The sequence below is a fragment of the Mycobacterium sp. 94-17 genome (assembly GCF_035617725.1).
GTDB lineage: Bacteria > Actinomycetota > Actinomycetes > Mycobacteriales > Mycobacteriaceae > Mycobacterium.
This window is the reverse complement of record NZ_JAPIYN010000002.1, coordinates 68,737-87,449: the sequence shown is the minus strand read 5'-3', so window position 1 is coordinate 87,449 and position 18,713 is coordinate 68,737. Positions and strand designations below refer to the sequence as shown.

Annotated in this window: 14 protein-coding genes; 2 read left to right on the top strand and 12 right to left on the bottom strand. The window is 68.3% G+C overall.

Annotation, left to right across the window (positions count from 1 at the left end; all coding sequences use genetic code 11):
* Positions 1 to 6: 6 nt before the first annotated feature.
* On the bottom strand, positions 7 to 1,125 hold the full coding sequence (locus OQ789_RS03260; protein ID WP_324683485.1) for a DUF2235 domain-containing protein: 1,119 nt from the start codon (positions 1,123 to 1,125) through the stop codon (positions 7 to 9).
* Between the two features lie 132 nt (positions 1,126 to 1,257).
* Between OQ789_RS03260 and OQ789_RS03255 the strand changes: the two genes are divergently transcribed.
* The gene (locus tag OQ789_RS03255; RefSeq protein WP_324683483.1) at positions 1,258 to 1,962 is read left to right on the top strand and encodes a TVP38/TMEM64 family protein; all 705 of its coding nucleotides are present in this window, start codon (positions 1,258 to 1,260) and stop codon (positions 1,960 to 1,962) included.
* Between the two features lie 29 nt (positions 1,963 to 1,991).
* On the opposite strand, the gene OQ789_RS03250 is transcribed toward OQ789_RS03255, so the two are convergent.
* From OQ789_RS03250 to OQ789_RS03205, 10 genes are all read right to left on the bottom strand, one after another.
* Complete coding sequence (locus tag OQ789_RS03250; RefSeq protein ID WP_324683481.1) at positions 1,992 to 3,542, bottom strand: MlaD family protein; 1,551 nt, start codon at positions 3,540 to 3,542, stop codon at positions 1,992 to 1,994.
* 3 nt (positions 3,543 to 3,545) lie between these two features.
* Entirely contained in the window at positions 3,546 to 4,736 is a 1,191-nt protein-coding gene (locus OQ789_RS03245) for a virulence factor Mce family protein (RefSeq protein ID WP_420716027.1), read from the bottom strand.
* A complete protein-coding gene (locus tag OQ789_RS03240) occupies positions 4,733 to 6,232 on the bottom strand; it encodes a virulence factor Mce family protein (protein WP_324683480.1) in 1,500 nt (499 codons plus the stop codon). The genes OQ789_RS03245 and OQ789_RS03240 overlap by 4 nt, the downstream gene beginning before the upstream one ends.
* On the bottom strand, positions 6,229 to 7,779 hold the full coding sequence (locus OQ789_RS03235; RefSeq protein ID WP_324683479.1) for an MCE family protein: 1,551 nt from the start codon (positions 7,777 to 7,779) through the stop codon (positions 6,229 to 6,231). Before OQ789_RS03235 ends, OQ789_RS03240 begins: the two co-directional genes overlap by 4 nt.
* Positions 7,776 to 8,807: an MlaD family protein gene (locus OQ789_RS03230; RefSeq protein WP_324683478.1), complete on the bottom strand. Its 1,032-nt coding sequence runs from the start codon at positions 8,805 to 8,807 to the stop codon at positions 7,776 to 7,778. Before OQ789_RS03230 ends, OQ789_RS03235 begins: the two co-directional genes overlap by 4 nt.
* Positions 8,804 to 10,018 carry an MCE family protein gene (locus tag OQ789_RS03225; RefSeq protein ID WP_324683828.1) on the bottom strand — a complete coding sequence of 405 codons (1,215 nt, stop codon included), beginning with the start codon at positions 10,016 to 10,018 and terminating at the stop codon, positions 8,804 to 8,806. Before OQ789_RS03225 ends, OQ789_RS03230 begins: the two co-directional genes overlap by 4 nt.
* Before the next feature lie 5 nt (positions 10,019 to 10,023).
* Positions 10,024 to 10,902: an ABC transporter permease gene (locus tag OQ789_RS03220; RefSeq protein WP_324683477.1), complete on the bottom strand. Its 879-nt coding sequence runs from the start codon at positions 10,900 to 10,902 to the stop codon at positions 10,024 to 10,026.
* 1 nt (position 10,903) lies between these two features.
* Positions 10,904 to 11,686, bottom strand: coding sequence for an MlaE family ABC transporter permease (locus OQ789_RS03215; RefSeq protein WP_420716035.1), 783 nt, complete (start codon positions 11,684 to 11,686; stop codon positions 10,904 to 10,906).
* Positions 11,687 to 11,697: 11 nt separating this feature from the next.
* Complete coding sequence (locus tag OQ789_RS03210; protein WP_324683474.1) at positions 11,698 to 12,420, bottom strand: FadR/GntR family transcriptional regulator; 723 nt, start codon at positions 12,418 to 12,420, stop codon at positions 11,698 to 11,700.
* Positions 12,421 to 12,492: 72 nt separating this feature from the next.
* Positions 12,493 to 13,446 carry a class I SAM-dependent methyltransferase gene (locus OQ789_RS03205; RefSeq protein WP_324683472.1) on the bottom strand — a complete coding sequence of 318 codons (954 nt, stop codon included), beginning with the start codon at positions 13,444 to 13,446 and terminating at the stop codon, positions 12,493 to 12,495.
* A gap of 243 nt (positions 13,447 to 13,689) precedes the next feature.
* Between OQ789_RS03205 and OQ789_RS03200 the strand changes: the two genes are divergently transcribed.
* On the top strand, positions 13,690 to 16,065 hold the full coding sequence (locus OQ789_RS03200) for a lysylphosphatidylglycerol synthase transmembrane domain-containing protein (RefSeq protein ID WP_324683470.1): 2,376 nt from the start codon (positions 13,690 to 13,692) through the stop codon (positions 16,063 to 16,065).
* A 4-nt stretch (positions 16,066 to 16,069) separates the two neighbouring features.
* Here the strand turns inward: OQ789_RS03200 and OQ789_RS03195 are convergent, their stop codons facing one another.
* Positions 16,070 to 18,703 carry a GH92 family glycosyl hydrolase gene (locus tag OQ789_RS03195; protein ID WP_324683469.1) on the bottom strand — a complete coding sequence of 878 codons (2,634 nt, stop codon included), beginning with the start codon at positions 18,701 to 18,703 and terminating at the stop codon, positions 16,070 to 16,072.
* Between the last annotated feature and the right edge of the window lie 10 nt (positions 18,704 to 18,713).

The window sequence follows — 18,713 nt, the reverse complement described above, 5'->3', positions numbered from 1 at the left end:
CCTTTACTACAAGGCGGGGGATGCCCAGTCGGCCGGGTCTGCACTGAGCAGCTGCTGCTCGGTGCTGAGATCCGGCAGGTAACTCGGGTTGTCGCGGCGGCGCACCAGCACGCTCGGATGCACCAGCGCGTCGGGACCCATCGGGCGGCGCCGGCGCCCAACCAGGTACCACAATTTGCCGTTGGCGTGGATCGGTGCGTCCGCGAAGTCTTCGGCCACCGCGCACTGCCGTTCGTACGCCTCCGCATCGAGCGCGAGATCGCCGACGATGCCGTCGGTGACCCACTTCAACGCGATCGTGGCAAGACGGTGATCGGGCATGAACGTCCCGCCGACGTCGGCGTGCACCCCGGCGAACCAGCGCTCCTCGAGGCCCCGCGGGTGCCGCTCGACGAGGTATTCGCGATAGGGCCTGCGACGTTCGTCGATCGACACGGCGTGGCGGATGCGCGCCACATTGGGCAGCGCGCGGGTGTAGGGCCAGCGCAGGTTTCCGAACCGCAGGAAGCCGGCGGCCTTGACGGTGTCCCACAATCCCAGGTACGCCACGGGAACCGCGTAGTGCCACACCTGGTTCGGACTGTTCTGATGCACGGTGGAAAACAGCGGCTCGTGCTCGGTGCGCCAGCAGAACGCCCTGGCGAACTCGGCCCAGTGCTCGTACTCCGCCGGCGTGAAATACCGGTTGACGGCGTACTTCTCGACCGCGTACGGCAGCAGATTCTCCGAACCCGGCCGCATCAACCCCGGCCGCAGCAGCATGCCGGCCAACGCGCGCGCGGTATAGGCGCCCCGGCTGAACCCGAGAATGTAAATCGCGTCCCCCGGCCGCCAGTGCTGCATCACGTAGCGGTAGGCCTGCGCCACATTGTCTTTCAGGCCCAGGCCGAAGGCCTGCTCGAACAGCAGCCCCAGAGTGCGGGTCAGCGATGTGTGGGCCGACGCGGGCGCCAGGGTGCCGACGCCGGGGTCGTAGTAGGCGAGCTGGCCGGCCGGATCGTTTTTCTCCACCATCTCGAAGAACTTGGCGACATTGGTGAGGTTGCCGGCTCCGATCTGGTTGGCAGTGCCGTCAAGGCAGACGACAATCCGCTTGCCTTGCGCCGGCTCGGGCTGCTCGGTCATCGGGGAAGGCCTCTCGCCAACTAGTCAACTCCCTGATACGCGGCACTCTACGGTGATGGAAGGGGCGCCGCGGCGTGTTGGGAATAGCCGAGTGCGCCGACCGCGCGGCGGTGCGCAAGAATCATGGCCGACATGGACGACAGTGACGGTCCTCCACCAACATCGCGCCGGGCCCACCTGGTGCGGCTCGCGGTGTTCGGCGCGTTCCTGGCCGTCGTCTTCTATCTGGCGGCCGTCGCCCGGGTGATCAACATCGACGAGATCCGGCGCATCGTGTCGGCGACCGGGCCTGCGGCCCCGGTGACCTACGTGGCGGTCTCGGCGGTGGTGGGCGCGCTGTTCGTCCCCGGTTCGATCCTGGCCGCAGGCAGCGGATTGCTGTTCGGTCCGGTGCTCGGCGTCTTCGTGACGCTGGGCGCGACGGTGGGCACCGCGGTCGTCGCGAGTTTCGTCGGCCGCAGAGCCGGCCGCAGCAGCGCCCGGGCACTGCTGGGCGACCAACGCGCCGACCGCTTCGACGCGCTGATCGAGCGGCACGGATTGTGGGCGGTCGTCGGGCAGCGCTTCGTTCCCGGCATCTCCGACGCGCTGGCCTCATACACCTTCGGCGCCTTCGGCGTTCCGGTGTGGCAGATGGCCGTCGGGTCGTTCATCGGTTCGGCGCCACGGGCTTTCGTCTACACCGCGCTGGGTGCCTCGATCGGCGAACGGTCGTCGCCGTTGGCCCTCGCGGCGATCGCGGTGTGGTGCGTGACCGCCGTCATCGGCGCGTTCGCCGCGCACCGCGGGTATCGCAGATGGCATCACAGCGGCCACCAGGACGAACCGGAGTCCTGAGAACAGAATCCGCTGCGCCACAGTCTTTTTCAGCCCGCCGGCCCCAGCATCTTCTTCCACCCCTCGTCGCCGATGCTGGTCGAATTCTCGACGGAATAGACCATCCCGTCGGGGCCCACGACCTTGCCGCTGCGCACGTCGTACAGCGCGGTGGGCGGCGTGTTCGGGGTGTATGCGCACGGGTTCGGCTGCTGCCCGTTGCACAAGACGGTGCCCGATCCCGGCCGCTGCAGCGGATCGCTGACCGGTGGCGGGGTCCCCGGCACCTGATCGGCGGGCGCCGGGTTGCGGCCGTTGTTGACCGACGGCGCCGGGATGACCAGCCCCGGTTTCACGGGCTGGTCACAACGTGCACCCGGCGCCGGGCAGGTCAGTATCTGCTCGGGGTCGCCGTACCAGGGGTTGGTGCCAAGCGGCACATAGGGTTTGGTGCTGCGACATTCGCGCGGAGTCGCCGCCCGCTTTCCCGGCACATCCACGCAAGGGTAATTGCGGGCTCCCCGAACCACATTCGTCGCATCCATCGGGATCTTGCAGTAGGTGCCCGCCGGCAGCGGCGCGGTGCCGGTATCCGCGGGAGCCCGCCACTCCGACGCAGGCAGGAAGCCGGTCAGGCACGGCGGCGGCTGGTTGAGCGAGATGGCGCCGACGCCGAGCGCCGCCTGGCCGGGCGACTGCGCCGTCACCGACTGGGCGATCGCGCCCGACTGCGGCAGGAACACCAACGCCTGCTCGACGCCGTTGTGGTAGCGCTTGAGCATGTCGATCACGATGTCGAGGTTGGCCAGCGTCTGCGGCAACGACTCTCGCACGTCGCCGAACGTGCTGTTCACCTGCGCGACCGTGGGCGGCGCGTTGGCCAGGATGTTGCGCACCTCGCCGTCTGACCGCGCGGTCTGCGCCGCCAATGTGTTCAGGTTGGCGGACCAGCGCTTGATCGTGTCGGCGGCCTCGGCCTGGCTGTCGATGATGGGCGCCGAGCGTTCGATGATGTCGTCGACGTCGTCGACGCTGCCCCGGAAGTCGCGGGCGATCGCCTGGGTGGCATCCACCAGGCGCTGCAGCGACGGGCCCAGCCCGCCGACGGCCTGCGACGCCTCGGAGAGCAGCGATGCGACCTTGTCTTTGGGCAGCACCACCAGTCCGCGGTTTGCGGCGTCCAGCGCGGGACCGATCTGGCTGGGAACCGTGCTCTTGGTGATCGTCTGGCCGCCCGCCAGGTACGGTCCCCGGTCGGCGGTGGACACCAGGTCGACGTATTGCTCGCCCACCGCCGACACCGAATGCACGTTGGCCGATGCGTCGACCGGTATCCGATAGCCGTCCTCGATGCTCATCGTCGCGCGCGCGCCGCGTTCCGTCGGTTCCACGCCGGTGACCTTGCCGATGGTGATCCCCCGGTAGGTGACGTTGGCCGTGCGATACAGGCCGCCGGACTGTGGCAGTTCGGCATACAGGGTGTAACGACCGACGCCGACCAGGCTCGGTATCCGAAGGTAGTACCAGCCGAGGACCACCACCGCGGCGATCGCCACGGCCGCCAGCAGCACGAGCTGCGTCTTGATCAAGCGGGGCAACATCTTTCATTCACCCCTTTCCACCAACGGGCCGCCAGGGGCGTCGTTGGGGTTCGGCGTATAGCGGACGTCGGGGATCATGGTGTTCGGATCCCGTCCCCACGCCTGCTCGAGGGCGCGCAACGCCCCGGAAAGACCGGTACCGGTCAGCGTCGTGTTGTCGATGGAGGACAGCGTCAGGTCGAGCGCGGCGGAAACATTGACGTAGTCGCCGCGGATCACCTGGTGGACGTCGTCGATGTTGAACGGCGCCGTGAGGCCCAGTTTCAGCGCGCCGGCCACGAACGGGGAGGCCGAGGCGAGTTGGCGCAGCGGTCGCTGCAGCGCCAATAGGCTCCGGTAGAGGTTGGGCCGGGTGTCGGCCAGCGCCCGGTCGGCGGCGCTGCTGAATCGGCCCAGGGATTCGGTGGCGTCGGCGAACAGTTGGCGGGTGTCGGCGAAATGCTGGATCAGCGGCGGAATTTCGGTCAGGACCCGGTCCAGGGTGTCCGTGCGGTTCGCGAAGATGGTGAGCAGTTCGTTGCTCGAGTCGATCGCGCGGGTGAGGTCGTCGCGCTGGCGGTTCAATTCGGTGACGAAAGTGTCCAGGCGCCCGAGGAATTCGCGAATCTGCCCGGCGTGGCCGTCGAGGATGTTGACCACCTCGGTCTGGACCGCGTCGAGGTTCGCGATGCCGCCGCCGTTGAGGATTATCGCGACGGTCGCCAGCGTGCGTTCGACTGTCGGGTAGGCCGCGGAGTTCTTCAGCGGAATGGTGTCGCCGTTCTTCAACTGCCGCGGGGACGGGCTTTTCGGCGCGGCCAGCTCGATGTGCTGGGTGCCCAGCAGACTGGTCTGGCCGATCTTCGCGGTCGCATTCGCCGGTAGCTTCACGCCGGGATCGAGATCCAGCCTCAACGTGGCGACCCAGTTCTTCAGGGCGATGGCCCGCACCGTACCGACCCACACATCGGCGACCCGCACCCGGCTGTTGGTGTTCAGCGCCAACGTGTCTGGCATCTGCACGTAGATCGTCATGTGGTCATTGCCGGTGCCGTGGCCGACGGGCAGCGGCATGTCGGCGATGCCCCGCCAGGTGCACGACGTCAACATCACCGGAGCCAACAACAGGGCGACCAGGAACACCAGTCCGCGGCGGGCGGCCCCGACGGTGCGCCGCCACCGCGCCGGCCGGCCCGGCGCGCCGTGCGTGCTCACCGGCCCGGCCCCGGCTGTGCGGGCGGCGGAAACCACGGCGGCGGTGCCGGATTCGACTCGTCATAGGCGTTCGGCGGACCGGGCGGGTTGTTCCCCGCCAGCGGAGGCGCGATGTCTTGGCCGCCCATCAGCTCGTCCAGCGATTCGGGGGTGAGCATGCTTGCGGTGGCGGGCTGGACCTGCGTGCCCTGCATGCCGGGCGCGACCACCCAGCCCGGCTCGTGATTGCCGAACGAAAACGGGGTGTCACGCGAGAAGATCCCCGGCACGGCGGTGTCTTTGTATCCGGCCGGCGGGTGCAGCCGGTCCTCGGAGTACGCGACCTCCTTGGGCAGCGTGGCCGCGGAGCTGAACAGGTTCAGGCTGGCCGGGGCGTAGTTGAATTTGATGGTGTCCAGAACGGGTGCCAGATACTGTGCGCACAGCTCGGCGGAGTCCTGATAACCCAGCCGGCTGCCGGCCTGGATTGCGCTGCAGATGAAGTGAATCGGGTTGGCGAAGTTGGGGAGCACGAACAGCCCCACCAGCGAGCTGTGTGCCGGCTGGTACAGGTTGTTGAAGTTGCCCGCGAAGGTGGGCAACACGTGCAACGCGGTCTCCAGGCCGTCTCGCGGCTCGGGCTGCAGGATCGTGGTGGTCACGTCGCTGAGGTTGCCGACATCATGGGCCAGCGTGGCCCCGTTGTCGCTCAAGAACTTTCGGGCGTCGCCGAGTACCTCGTCGAGGTGGGTGATGGTGTCGGTCACGTCGTGGTCGGATCGGGTGTACCAGTCGGTGAACTCGGCCAGGTTGTCGTTGAGCGCGACGAACTGCTGCTTGTGCTGATAAAGCGCGGTGACGAACTGGGCCAGGCTCTTGGTGATGGCGACGAAGTCCCCTCGACCCTCGTTGAGGGCGGTCAGCGCCTGCGACAAATTGTTCAGGGTGTCGTTGACCTGTTTGCCCTTGCCCGCCAGGTTGTCCGCAGCCGATTCGATGATGTCGCCGAACGGCCCCGCCGGCTGCTGTGGTGTCGGGCCGAGCTGGCGCAGGATCCCGTTGATGGAGTCCCGCAGCTGATCCCACTCGACGGGCACCTGGGTGCGCTCGATCGGGATCACCGCGCCGTCCTTGAGCACCGGGCCGCCCGTGTAGGGCGGTGACAACTGGATGGTGCGCGATGCCACCAGGCTGGGGTTGAGAATCGATGCGGTGGCCGTGGCGGGCACCTTGTATTTGTTGTTGTAGTGCAACGTGACTCGCATCTTGTCGCCCGCCGGCTCGATCTTGTCGATCGAACCGACCCGCACACCCATGATCTGAACTCTGTCGCCGGGATACAGCGCCAGGGTTTCCGAAAAATACGCCACCACGGTGTTGGTGGTCAGCAGCCTGTAGAGCCGCGTGCCGGCGAACGCCGCGGCGGCGGCCAAAGCCACCAGCAACACCCCGGCAACCACCACCCTGGCGGACAGTTTGGGCAGTCGCAGGTTGTGGATGTCGAAGATGGTGCTCATCGGTCGCTACCGCCTGTTCCGTCGGGGGTGACGAAGGGGGCCGGCAGCCGCGGCCCGGGTCCCGGTGGTGCGGGTGGCCCCGGCGGCAGGCCCGGCGCCAGGGTCGACGGCGGCGGGGTCGGACCGGCCGGGCGCAGGTCCTCGGTGCGCGCCCCCGGCGGGGCGTGCGGCGGCAGCGGCACCGCGGTGCCGGGCGCGTCGGGCGGCGCCTCCCCCGGGCGGCCCGCGCTCGGGATGCCGGGCGCCGGCGGCGGCGCGTCGGGATTCGGTTGCGACGTCTGCACGTCCAGCGGCGCGGGGAAGCCGCCGCCGACCGAGCCGAACGGTCCCTGGTCGGAAAGCGCGCACGGCAACGGATTTCCGGGCCGCGGCGGGCTGTCGGCGGCGGGCGTGTACGAGCACGGCGATCCCGGCGGGACGGCCGGCCCCGGATGGTCCGGCGTGCCCTCGGCCACCCGCGGCCCCGGCGGCGGCGCGCCGTTGGGGAACCGGGTGCCGTTGGGGTCGGGCCAGCGGAACGCCGGCAGCCCGGCGCTGCGCCAGAAGTTCTCCGGGTCGATGCCCCGCTTCTTGAACGCCGCGTCCACCCACGGCTGAAGCACCTGCGCGGGCATCAGATTTGCCACGATCGCCTTGAAGAACGGTCCGGACGCGACCGCTTCGGCCAGGGACGCGGTGTACCTGCTGACCAGTACGAGCACATCGGACGTTTCCTTCTTGCGCTTGACCAGCTCGTCGCTGACCGTGCCCAGCAGCTCCAGCACGTGGTGCGCGTTCGGGTTCTCCTTGATGAATGCCGACACCTGCGTCGACACCGATGACACGTTGCTCAGCAGAACGCTCAGCGCCTGGCTGCGCTGCCGGAACGCGGCCAGCAGCGTGTTGGCGTCGACCAGAAGGCTGTCGACCTGTTGGCTACGGTCGCCCAGTACGCGAGTGATCTTCTCGGCGTTGGCCAGCAGCCGCTTGACCTGATCGTCACGATGACCGATGGTGCCGGAGAATTTGGCCACCCCGTCGAGGGCGGCCTTCAAATGTGGTGCGGTCTGGTCGAACGTCTCCGACAAGACGTTCAGCGACCGCTTGACGACGTCGATGTTCCAGTCCGTGGCCGCCTTGGTGACATCGACGAACGCGTCGTAGATCTGGTACGGCGTCGTGGTCTGTCCCGAGGGGATGATCCCGTTGGGCCGCAGCGGATCCGAGCCGCGGGGCTGGATCGCCATGTTCTTGCGTCCCAGGAAGGTGTCGGTGCGGATCGCCGCGCGGCTTTTCGTCCCGATCGTCTTGCCGGGCATCGAAAAGCCGATCAGCACCCGGTCGCCGCGGATCGCCAGCGAGCGCACCAAACCCACGTTCACACCGGCGATTTCGACCTTGTCGCCGACGCTGATGCCGCCGGTGTCGGCGAACTGCGCGTAGTAGGTGGGGGTGGCGAACAGCACCGGTACGCTGGTGAAACTCTGCCCCACACCGACGACGAGCAGCGTGATCAGCGCGCCCATCAGACCGACGCGGGTGCGGTTGAACTCCGTCAGCGATCTCATTGCGGCGTACACCTCCCGGTCGGCTGTCCGAAAAGCTTGATCGTGCGTACCGGACCGCCGGGCTGCAAACCGTTCACCTTGATCGAGAGGTCACACAGGTAGAAGTTGTAGAAGTCGCCGTAAATACCTCCGGCACGGCCGATTACGCGGAACGCGTTCGGCAGTTTGCCCAGCACGTCGTCCACCGTCGGCTGGTCCTTGACGAGCGACTCCTCGACGCCCTCGAGGTGTTCGAGCGTGCCATGCAGCAGTGGCCTGTCCTCGCTCAGGAGATCGGCCACGGTCCCCGCGGCATCGCTGATGTGCGCCACCGCGGCGGCCAGCGGATCGGCCCTGTTCTTCAACCCGGTGATGAGCAGTTCCAGCTTGTCGACGGTGCGGTCGAACTCCTTCTCGTGCTTGACGGTGGTGGCCAGCACGGTATTCAGGTTGTTGATCACCTCGCCGATCGCCTTGTCGCGGTCGGCCAGTGCCCCGGTCAGCGCAGCGGTCTGGTCGAGGATGTCGTTGATGGTGGCGCCCTGTCCCTGGAACACGGTGATGATCGACCGGGCGATGCTGTTGACCTTGTTCGGGTCCAGCGCCTTGAACAGCGGCCGGAACCCGCCGATCAGTGCGTCGAGATCCAGCGCAGGCTGGGTGTGCTCGAGCGGGATCGTGCCCCCGGGCGGCAGCGGTTGGCCGCTGTCGCCGTGTTTGAGCTCCAGGTAGCGGTCACCGATCAGGTTGAGGTAGCGGATCGACGCGGTCGTCGCCCGGTCCAGCGGCAGTGAGCGATCCACGTTGAAGTCCACCCACACCCGGGTGTCGCCGTCGGTCAACGTCACCTTGGCGACCTTGCCGACTTCCACCCCTGATGCCCGCACGAATTGCCCGGCCCGCAGCCCGCTCGCGTCGGTGAACACCGCGGAATAGCCGGTAGTGCGGTCGAATCGCACCTGACCGAACACGATGATGATCATCACGGTGAACAGCGCCAGCACGGACCAGAAGACGGCGAGTTTGACTGCTGTACCGGTGATTCTCATGGGTTGATCGTGTTCTCCCCGAATTGGCGTCCCCAGACGTATTCGGTGGCCAGCGGCTGGCCAAGCCCGAAGTGGTTGTAGGGCGCGAGGCTGGCGCCGGTGTCCATGACCAGATACGGTGCGGGCCAGAGCTCCCGGGTGATCTTCTGCCAGCAGCCCGGCCGGCCGCCGGGGCCACCGTGGGCGTTCACCCGCGGCAGGTTGTCCGGATAGACGTAGGGATTGGGCGCTCCGATGATCGAGCCGGCCGCCGCCAACGAATAGCCGTTGCCGCCAGCCGCTTTCGCGACCTCCGGGGCGGCGTCGTGGAAGTTGCGGATCATGCAGAACAACTCGGGGCTGTAGGTGTCGAGCAGGTCGGCCGTCGGCACCAGATCCTGGGCGCCGCGCGCCAGGTAGGGCCCGCCCCGGGCGAAGATGTCCTCGCCGGTGTGACCCACGCCCACCGCCGCCAGCAGCGAGGCGTCCAGGTCGCTCTGCTGCCTGGTCAGGGTGCGGGCGGTGGTCACCGCGTTCCGCAGGAAGTCCCACAGGTCGGGAGAGGCCTTGGCGTATACGTCTGCCAGGTCCGCCAGCCGGCGCACGTCGTGGCGGATCTGCGGCATCCGCGGATTCAGTTGCGCCAGAATCTCATTGCCGTTGACGATGGATTCACCGAACTTGCTGCCCAGCCCGTTCAGCGCCTGCGCCAGCGCGGACAACGTCGCGTTCAGCTCGACCGGGCTCACCTTCTCGGCTATGGAGGTGACCGTCTCGAACAGCGTGTTGAATTCGGTGGTCACCGATCGCGCGTCGATCACGTCGTGCGGCGAGATGCGTTGTCGCGATGCATTTTCCGGTGCGACCAACGACACGTACTTGTTGCCGAACAGCGTTGCGGCCTCGATGTTGGCCACCACGTTCGCCGGAATCAGTTTGACGTAGCGCGGATTGACGTCCAACATCAGCTTGGCCGCGGGGGCGCCGTCGCGCTCGATCTCCGAGATGCCGGCCACCCGGCCGATCTCGACCCCGTTGTAGGTGACTTTGGAACCCGGCTCCATCACCAGGCCCGCCCGGGTGGCGACCATGGTCAGCTCGGTCTTGGGGGTGAAGTCCCCGCGAAACTGCAGATACACCAACGCCAAAACCAGTGCGCAGACCACCAGCAGGAGAATGCCCTCGACGTACACCCAGATGCGTCGACTGGTGCGCGGCACCGCTGTGGTCACGACGGTCACACCGTCAGGTTGAAGTTCGGGTCGACACCGTAGAGCGCCAACTGGGCGAGCAGGACCACCACCACCACCGAGACCAGTGAGAATCGCATCGACCGGCCGACCGCCTGGCCCACGCCGACCGGGCCGCCACTGGCGGTGTAGCCGTAGTAGCAGTGGGTGATCATCACCACCACGGCGATGATCACCACCTCCAGCACCGACCAGCCCACGTCCTCGGGGCGCAGGAAGGTGCGGAAGTAGTGCTCGTAAGTGCCGTTCGACTGGCCGTAGAACACAGTCGTGACGACCTGGCCCGACGTGAAAGCCATGTCGAGGGCCAGCGCGTAGAGCGGCACGATCACCGCCAGACCGCCGAGGATTCGGGTGGAGACCAGAAATGAAATCGATTTGATGCCCATGACTTCGAGCGCGTCGATCTCCTCGCTGATGCGCATGGCGCCCAGCTGGGCGGTGGCGCCGGCGCCGACCGTGGCGGCCAGGGTCACCCCGGCGACGATGGGCGCGGCGATGCGGGTGTTGGCCAGTGCGGCAAAGAATCCGGTGAACGCCTCGACGCCGATGTTGCCCAGCGACGCGAAGCCCTGGATGGCGATCAGCGATCCGCCGGACAGCGTCACGAAGCCGATGATCGCGACGGTGCCGCCGACGACGGCCATCGCGCCGGTGCCCATGCCGATCTCGGCGATCAGCCGCAACGTCTCCCGCCGGTAGTGCCGCAACGCCCAGCCGATCTGGCCGATGCTGATCCGGGCGAACCGCGCGAAAACCCCTATCTGCCACAGCTTTCGGGCCGTCCCACCGCCATAGCGGTCGAGGTTGGCGGCCGTTCGCGGGTAGCGGGCGCGCAGCGCGCCGGGCGCCGTGATCGCGGCCATGTCAGCGTCCCGTCCCGAACCGCACGCCGATCGTGGTCAGCACCACGTTGACGGCGAACAGCGCGATCACGCACAACACCAGCGTCTCGTTGACGGCGATGCCGACGCCCTTGGGACCGCCCTTGGTGGTGAGCCCGCGATAGCAGCCGACCAGGCCGGCGATCGTCCCGAAGGTGGCCGACTTCACCACCGAGATGACCACCTCGGGCAGGCCGGTGATCAAGGTGAGGGTGCTGACGTAGGCGCCCGCCGAAATGTGTTGGATGAACACGCCGAACACGAATCCACCGACCAGTCCGATGGTGATCACCGCGCCGTTGAGCAGGGTGGCGACGATGGTCGCGGCGACGACGCGGGGCACCACCAGCCGGTGGATCGGGTCGATGCCGAGCACCTCCAGCGCATCGATTTCCTCACGGATGGTGCGGGCGCCCAGGTCCGCACAGATCGCCGTGGACCCGGCGCCGGCGATCACCAGCACGGTGGTCAACGGCCCCAACTGCGTGACCGCGCCCAAAGCCGCACCGGCGCCGGAGATGTCGGCGGCTCCGAACTCGGCCAGCAGGATGTTGAGCGTGAAGATGATCAGCACGGTGAGCGGAATCGCGACCGCCAGGGTGGGCAGCAGCGAGACGCTGGTGATGAACCAGCCCTGCTCGATCGTCTCCCGCCACTGAAACGGCCGCCGGAACAGCGCCTTGCCGGTCAGCACGCAGGTCCGGAAGAAGCCGCCGACCGCGGCGATCCCGGGTTGGATCTGGCCGCGCACATACGTGGCGATCATGGTGGGGGTGCTCACCGCCGTTGCTCCCGCCGTTCGAGTGCGGCGATCATCGTGGCGTTGGCCAGTTCGAGGATGCCCTGGGCGAGTTTCCCCGCTTCGGCCGCATCGCCGGAGCAGACCGCCCCGGCCAGTTGCCGGTACATGGCCGTCCGGTTGCCCTCGGCGTTCAGCGCGGCGGCCAGGACGGTCAGGGCCCGCTCGTAGGCGGCGCGAAAAGGGTTGTACATCAGCCGGAAGACGATCGAACCGGAGCCGTCGACCAGGTGATCCCAGAACGCGAGGGTGTCGCGCTGCCACTGCAGCGGGCCCGCCGCGGCCTCGAGGGTCCGCAGCGAATCGTCCAGCGCGGCAGCCAGTTCGGGATCGCGCCGTTCGGCCGCCAGGTCTGCGACCTTCGGGCCGATGCGCAGCCGCGCCTCAAGGACGCTACGCAAGACCGTCGTGTCGAGTTCGTCGTTGCGGAACAGCAACTGCGGCAGCAGATCAAGCCCGGCGTGGCGCCGGTAGTCGCGCACGGTGGTGACGCCGCCGTGGCGCACCTCGACCAGGCTGGCCGCCGAGAGCCGCGTGAGGGCCTCGCGGACGGCGGGCCGCGACACCCCGAGCACCTCTGCCAGCTTGCGCTCGCTGGGCAACGCAGCGCCCGGCCGCATCTCGCCGCTGAGCACATCGGTCGCGATGTGGTCGAAGACCGCTTCGGGCACCGATCGGCGAATCACCGGCTGCAGCGCCATGCCGCCAGTGTGGCTGGCCGAAAGCCGGTCAGGTGGTCAGACCACCGGCGTGTCGCGCAACTTTCCGCGCGGCTACCGTTGCGTCCGCTGCGCCGCCACGAACAGATTCCCGGGCACGTAGTCCCGCACTTCCCCGGGCGCCGCGCGCCCATAGCCGGCCATCAGCTCGTCGGCCGGCGTCACCGTCACGTCCCAGCCGTGGCGGGCGAACCACTCGCCGACGTCCTCGCGCTCCTCCATGTACCAGAGCTCTTCGGTCCGGGGCACCGCGCGGTCGGGGTCGACCCGGGCTATCAGCTCGCGGATGCGGTCCATCCGCTCACGGCGCTTGGCGCGGACCTGCGGGTCGAGGAATTTCGGTCCCAACGCCTCCACGGCGACCCGGCTACCGCGCACGGTCGACGCCGCGATGCGCTCGAACAGTAGCTCCTGGGCCGCCGCTGGCAGATACGGCATCAGGCCCTCGGCCGACCAGACGCTGGGCGCGGAATCGTCAAAACCGGCGCGCCGCAACGCAGCCGGCCAATCCTGGCGCAGGTCCACCGGCACCGCGACACGGCTACAAACGGGCTGCGCCCCGTGCTCGGCCAAGGTGGAGGCCTTGAAGTCCAGCACCCGGGTCTGGTCGAGCTCGTAGACGGTGGTGCCGGCCGGCCACGGCAGCCGCCAGGATCGCGCGTCCAGGCCGGCCGCCAGGATCACCGCCTGACGGATGCCCGCTCCAGTGGCGTCGAGGAAGAAATTGTCGAAAAACGCGGTGCGCGAAGCCATGTAGCCGACCATGGATTGCATCTGCAACGGCAACGTCGGCTCGGCTTCGACGACCTCGTCGGGCAACTGCGCGGCGGAATGCCAGTTCCACACGCCGTCACCCGCGGCGTCGAGGAACACTTGCGCGAATGGGTCTGTGACCAAGGGGTTTTCGCTGCGGGTCTCCGCCGCGCGGGCCGAGGCCACACCCAGCGCGGTCGCCCCCACGCTTTCGGTGATCTCCCAGCTGTCGTTGTCGGATCTGGCTCGGCTCATTTATGGGTCACTCGTCCTTTCTGCACCAGCACGCGTTCGCGGCTGGGTGGCCGGTCCCGTCGCCATCCGGCCCGGCCATGCCGGTGCCCTGCCCCGATTCGCCGGCATGTCTACCCAGCCGACCCTACGCGCGCCAGATGAGTGCAAGCTGTCAACGAACCAGGTATTCGGGTTAACGTGTCCGCGGGCCATTCAGCAGGCCGGTAGCACGGCGCCTGCGCGAACCCGAAGGATCGTGGATACATGCGAGTTGACGGGCGCGACATCCCCGTTTCCGGCAGCCTGCTGCAGCCACTGACCCGGCGGACCAACGACATCCTGCGGCTGGTGCTGGCCTCGCTTTTCCTGGCGCTGGTGATCACGGGTTCGGTGATCACCCGCCCGCAGTGGATCGCGCTGGAGAAATCCGTCTCGCAGATCGTCGGCGTCTTGTCGCCCACGCAATCCGACGTGGTCTACCTGATCTATGGATTGGCCATCGTGGCGTTGCCCTTCGTGATCCTCATCGGCCTGATCGTCGCCGGGCAGTGGAAACTGCTGGGCGCGTACGCGACCGCCGGGTTGAGCGCGATCGCCTTGTTGTCGATCAGCGGCACCGGCCTCGCCGCCCCGCGGTGGCACTTCGACGTCCTCGACCGGTTGACCACGCTGCCGGCCCAGTTTCTCGACGACCCCCGCTGGATCGGCATGCTGGCGGCGGTGCTGACGGTGTCGGGTCCCTGGCTGCCGGCGCGCTGGCGGCGCTGGTGGTGGGCCCTGCTGCTGGCCTTCGTCCCGATCCATCTGGTGGTGAGCGCCATCGTCCCGGCGCGCTCGCTGGTGGGCCTGGCGGTCGGGTGGGTCGTCGGCGCGCTGGTGGTGCTGGTCGTCGGCACTCCCGCGCTGGAGGTGCCGCTGGACGCCGTGGTGCGCGCCCTGGCCAAGGGCGGCTTCGCCGTCTCGCGGCTCACCGTGGTCCGGCCTGCCGGCCGCGGCCCACTGATCATTTCCGCCGAGGGCGAACACCTCGGAGAGACAGCGCTGATCGAACTGTACGGCCCGCATCAACGCAGCGGCGGGGCGCTGCGGCAGCTTTGGGGAAAGCTGAAGCTGCGCGATGCCGAGACCGCGCCCCTGGTGACCTCCATGCGCCGGGCCGTGGAGCACCGCGCATTGATGGGTATCGCTATCGGCGACGCGGGCCTGTCCAACACGGCGACGGTCGCCGTCGCCCCACTGGACCGGGGGTGGATGCTGTACTCGCACCGGCCGCCGCGCGGCACGCCCATCGACGAGTGCGCGAAGTCGACTCCCGTTGGCCGCCTGTGGGAATCGCTGCGCGCCCTCAACGACCGCCAGATCGCCCACGGCGACCTGCGCAGCCACCACATCACGGTGGAGGACGACACCGTCATGTTCGGCGGGTTCGGCAACGCCGAATACGGGGCGACCGACGCCCAGCTCGAGTCCGACATCGCGCAGCTACTGGTGACCGCCTCCGCCCTCTACCAGCCGACATCCGCGGTGCGCGCGGCCATCGACGTGTTCGGCAAAGACACTATCCTGAGCGCGTCCCGCCGGCTCACCAAAGTCGCTGTGCCACGGTCTATTCGGCGGTCGGTACCGGATGCCGGCGCCGTCATCTCCGGGGCGCGGGCCGAGGTCAAGCGCCAAACCGGCGCCGATCAGATCAAGCCCCAGACCATCACCCGGTTCACCCGCAGCCAGCTGGTGCAGCTGGTGCTCTTCGGCGCGCTGGTCTATGTCGCGTACCCCTTCATCAGCACCGCGCCGACGTTCGTCTCCCAGCTGAGGACCGCGAACTGGTGGTGGGCGCTGCTGGGCCTGGTGGTGTCGGCGCTGACCTACGTCGGCGCAGCGGCCGCACTGTGGGCCTGCACCGACGGCACGGTGAACTTCTGGAAGCTGTCAATCGCCCAGGTGGCCAACACCTTTGCCGCGACCACCACACCGGCCGGCGTCGGCGGGCTGGCGCTGAGCACGCGGTTCCTGCAGAAGAGCGGGCTGTCGGCGATGCGGGCGACCGCGGCGGTGGCCCTGCAGCAGTCGGTACAGGTGATCGCGCACCTGGCGCTGCTCGTCTTGTTCAGCGCCGCCGCCGGCGCCTCGATGAACCTGCGGCACTTCGTGCCGAGCGCGACGCTGCTGTACCTGATCGCGGGCATCGCGCTGGGCATCGTCGGCACGTTCCTGTTCGTGCCCACGCTGCGCAAGTGGCTGGCGAACGAGGTGCGTCCGAAACTGAACGAGGTGGTGACCGACCTGGTCAAGCTCGCCCGCGAACCGCGGCGGCTGGCGCTCATCCTGCTGGGTTGCGCGGGCACCACGCTCGGCGCCGCCCTCGCGCTCTGGGCCAGCATCGAAGCCTTCGGCGGCGGAACGACTTTCGTCGCCGTCACCGTGGTCACCATGGTCGGCGGGACGTTGGCCTCGGCCGCCCCCACGCCCGGCGGTGTCGGCGCGGTCGAGGCGGCACTGATCGGCGGCCTGGCCGCGTTCGGCGTGCCCGCGGCAGTCGGCGTGCCGTCGGTCCTGCTGTACCGGGTGCTGACCTGCTGGCTGCCGGTGTTCGTCGGCTGGCCGGTGATGCGATGGCTGACCAACAACGACATGGTCTGACGGCCTACCTGTCCGAATCGGCCTCTACCACCACGAAAATCTTTGACGTGCGCACACTTTCGCCGACCCTGGTGGTCAGGGACACCAGATAGTAGTCCTCGGGCACCGTCTGCGCGATCGTGATGGGTACGGTGACGCCGGCCGACCCGTCCGCCGCGAATTGACCCGAGGCCGGCTTGACGCCGATCCCGGCATCAGAGGAGGTGCCCGTGACGGCGTAACCGTCGGTGCCGCCGGTCATGCGTTGCGCGTCGAGGGTGACGCTGCCCGTGTGTCCGGGCGCGATCGTGACGACGGGCTGGTCGACGTTGACCGCCACCGCCGAGCCGCCCGCCCCGAATGACGGCGGTGCGTCCGCTTCGGCCGTGCCCCACTGCTTGTCCGGGTAGGCGGCCAGCGAAAAGGCAAGCGTGCCACCGGTGCGGATGATCGACTCGGGCAGCGACGTGCGGTCGGTGGCCTGGCCGTCGACCTTCAGGCCGCTGATGTAGTTCAGGTGGTGGGGGCCGGATGCACCCGGGGCGGCGATCCGGATGGATTTGGCTGCGGGCAGCGCGATTTCGATCCGGTCGAAAAGCGGTGCGCCCACGGTGAGGATCGGCGTTCCCGGGGTGGCCGGGTACAGGCCGAGCGCCGCCCATACGTACCAGCTGGCCAGCGCGCCCAGGTCGTCGTTGCCGGGCTCACCGTCGGCGGTCGGAGCGAACAGGCCCCTCACCCGGTCGACGGTGCGCTGAGTCTTCCACGGCTGACCGATGTAGTTGTACAGCCACGGCACACCGAAACTCGGCTCGTTGCCGGCCCACAAGTACGGCTGGTTGGGCCCGACGTTGAGCTTCGCGGTGAAGCGGTCGAGCCGGTCGGCCATGGCGGCGCGGCCGCCGAGGGCGGTCGCCAAATCCGCGACGTTGTGCGGCACCGACCAGACGTACTGCTCGGCATTACCCTCGTCGTACCCGACCTGGCCGAAGTTTTCCGGCGCCACCACAACCCCGGGACCGCGGGAGAAGAATCCGGTCCAGCTGCGCGGCGAGATATACCGCGTGGTCGGGTTGAACAGGTTCTGCCAGTACTGCGCCCGCTTCTGGAATTCGGCGGCCGTCGCGGTATCGCCCAGCGAGGCCGCGAATCGGGAAATGGCGAAGTCGTCGACCGACCATTCGAGGGTGATCGACGCGTCGGCGATCCAGCCGTTGCGGCCGAACTCCACCGTGAACGGCGCATACCCGAGCCGCTGGTAGGTGGCGATGCCGGGGCGCTCCACATAGCCGCCCAGGCCCGTACCGCCTTTGGTCGCCCCGTCCACCATGTAGCGCAGCGCCGTCTTGACATCGAAGTCCTTGGCCCCGAACGTGTTCAGGTTGACGATCAGCGGCACCACGCTGTCCCCGGTCATCTCGCCCGTTGCGGCGTTGGCGAACGCCCAGCGCGGCAACGCGCCACTCTGCTCGGCGTCGTTGACCAGCGACTGCGCCATGTCGCCGGTCCGGTCGGGAAACAGCAACGCCTGCAACGCCGCCAGGCACCGGTAGGTGTCCCAGTCGGAGAAGTTGGCGTACTGCGTGTGGCCGGCCGCGACCGTGTGGATGGAGCCGTCGAACCCCACATAACGCCCGTCGGCATCGTTGAACGCGTTGGGGTGCAACAGCGATCGATACAGGGCGGTGTAGAAGGTGGTCAGGTCGTCGACGTTGCGACCGGCAACCGAGACGCGCGATAGCGCGGCGTTCCATTCCCTCGACGCGGCGGCGCGAACGTCGTCGAAACCCGCCGCGCCTTCGGCCGCCAAGTTCGCCCGCGCCCCCTCGATGCCGACGTAGGAGATCGCGGTGCGCACCTCGATCGTCGCGCCGGCCGGAAACGCCACGTAGCCGCCGCTGTACGGCGCGTTCGCGCTGCGGGCCCCGGCGCGGACGGCGCTGCCATCCCACGATCCGTACGAGGTGAACGGCTCGCTGAACTTCATCGCGAAATACACCGTGTAGGCGTTCGGCTTGTCGCAGAAACCGCCGCTGGTCGCCCAACCGGTGATGGTGGTGTTGTCGTCGCCGATCTGGATGGTCGCGCGGGAGTTGCCCGCCAGGGATGAGCCGGAGCGCACCTGCAGCAGTGCGGACCGCCCGTTGCGCGGGTAGCTGAAACGACCGACCCCAGTGTGCGTGGTGGCGGTCAGTTCCGCCTTCACCCCGGTGCCGGGGAAGCGCACCGTGTAGTAGCCGGGCACACCCTGCTCGGTGTCGTCGTGGGCGATTCGTTCGGCGGCGTTCCACGGCTGTGGACCGACTGCGCCGGTGACCGGGAGCATCGAGATGTCGCCGAAGGCCGGGCATCCCACCGACGCGTGGGTCATGCTGAACCCGGTGGAGCGCGGGTTGTCGTAGTTGTAACCGGCGTAGTTGCCGACCGTGTCCGGCGAATACTGCACCATCCCGAACGGCACGGTAGCGCCCGGGAAATTGTTGATCTCCCCCACCGTCTCGCCGCCCGTGCCGGTGCCGATCAGCGTCGCCACGTGGTCGACCGGATTCGCCACGAACAGCGGCGGACCGTCGTATCCCCTCGGTGGCGCCGGCGCGATGAAGACCATCACGACGGCCGCCACCGCGATGACCGCAATGAGCGCCCGGCGCGACCGCATACCTGTCTAA

Coding starts and splice junctions, on each gene's coding strand:
- OQ789_RS03250 (WP_324683481.1), bottom strand. CDS start 3,542: ATGTTGCCCCGCTTGATCAAGACGCAGCTCGTGCTGCTGGCGGCCGTG.
- OQ789_RS03255 (WP_324683483.1), top strand. CDS start 1,258: ATGGACGACAGTGACGGTCCTCCACCAACATCGCGCCGGGCCCACCTG.
- OQ789_RS03230 (WP_324683478.1), bottom strand. CDS start 8,807: ATGAGAATCACCGGTACAGCAGTCAAACTCGCCGTCTTCTGGTCCGTG.
- OQ789_RS03215 (WP_420716035.1), bottom strand. CDS start 11,686: ATGATCGCCACGTATGTGCGCGGCCAGATCCAACCCGGGATCGCCGCG.
- OQ789_RS03235 (WP_324683479.1), bottom strand. CDS start 7,779: ATGAGATCGCTGACGGAGTTCAACCGCACCCGCGTCGGTCTGATGGGC.
- OQ789_RS03200 (WP_324683470.1), top strand. CDS start 13,690: ATGCGAGTTGACGGGCGCGACATCCCCGTTTCCGGCAGCCTGCTGCAG.
- OQ789_RS03260 (WP_324683485.1), bottom strand. CDS start 1,125: ATGACCGAGCAGCCCGAGCCGGCGCAAGGCAAGCGGATTGTCGTCTGC.
- OQ789_RS03220 (WP_324683477.1), bottom strand. CDS start 10,902: ATGGCCGCGATCACGGCGCCCGGCGCGCTGCGCGCCCGCTACCCGCGA.
- OQ789_RS03210 (WP_324683474.1), bottom strand. CDS start 12,420: ATGGCGCTGCAGCCGGTGATTCGCCGATCGGTGCCCGAAGCGGTCTTC.
- OQ789_RS03205 (WP_324683472.1), bottom strand. CDS start 13,446: ATGAGCCGAGCCAGATCCGACAACGACAGCTGGGAGATCACCGAAAGC.
- OQ789_RS03240 (WP_324683480.1), bottom strand. CDS start 6,232: ATGAGCACCATCTTCGACATCCACAACCTGCGACTGCCCAAACTGTCC.
- OQ789_RS03195 (WP_324683469.1), bottom strand. CDS start 18,703: ATGCGGTCGCGCCGGGCGCTCATTGCGGTCATCGCGGTGGCGGCCGTC.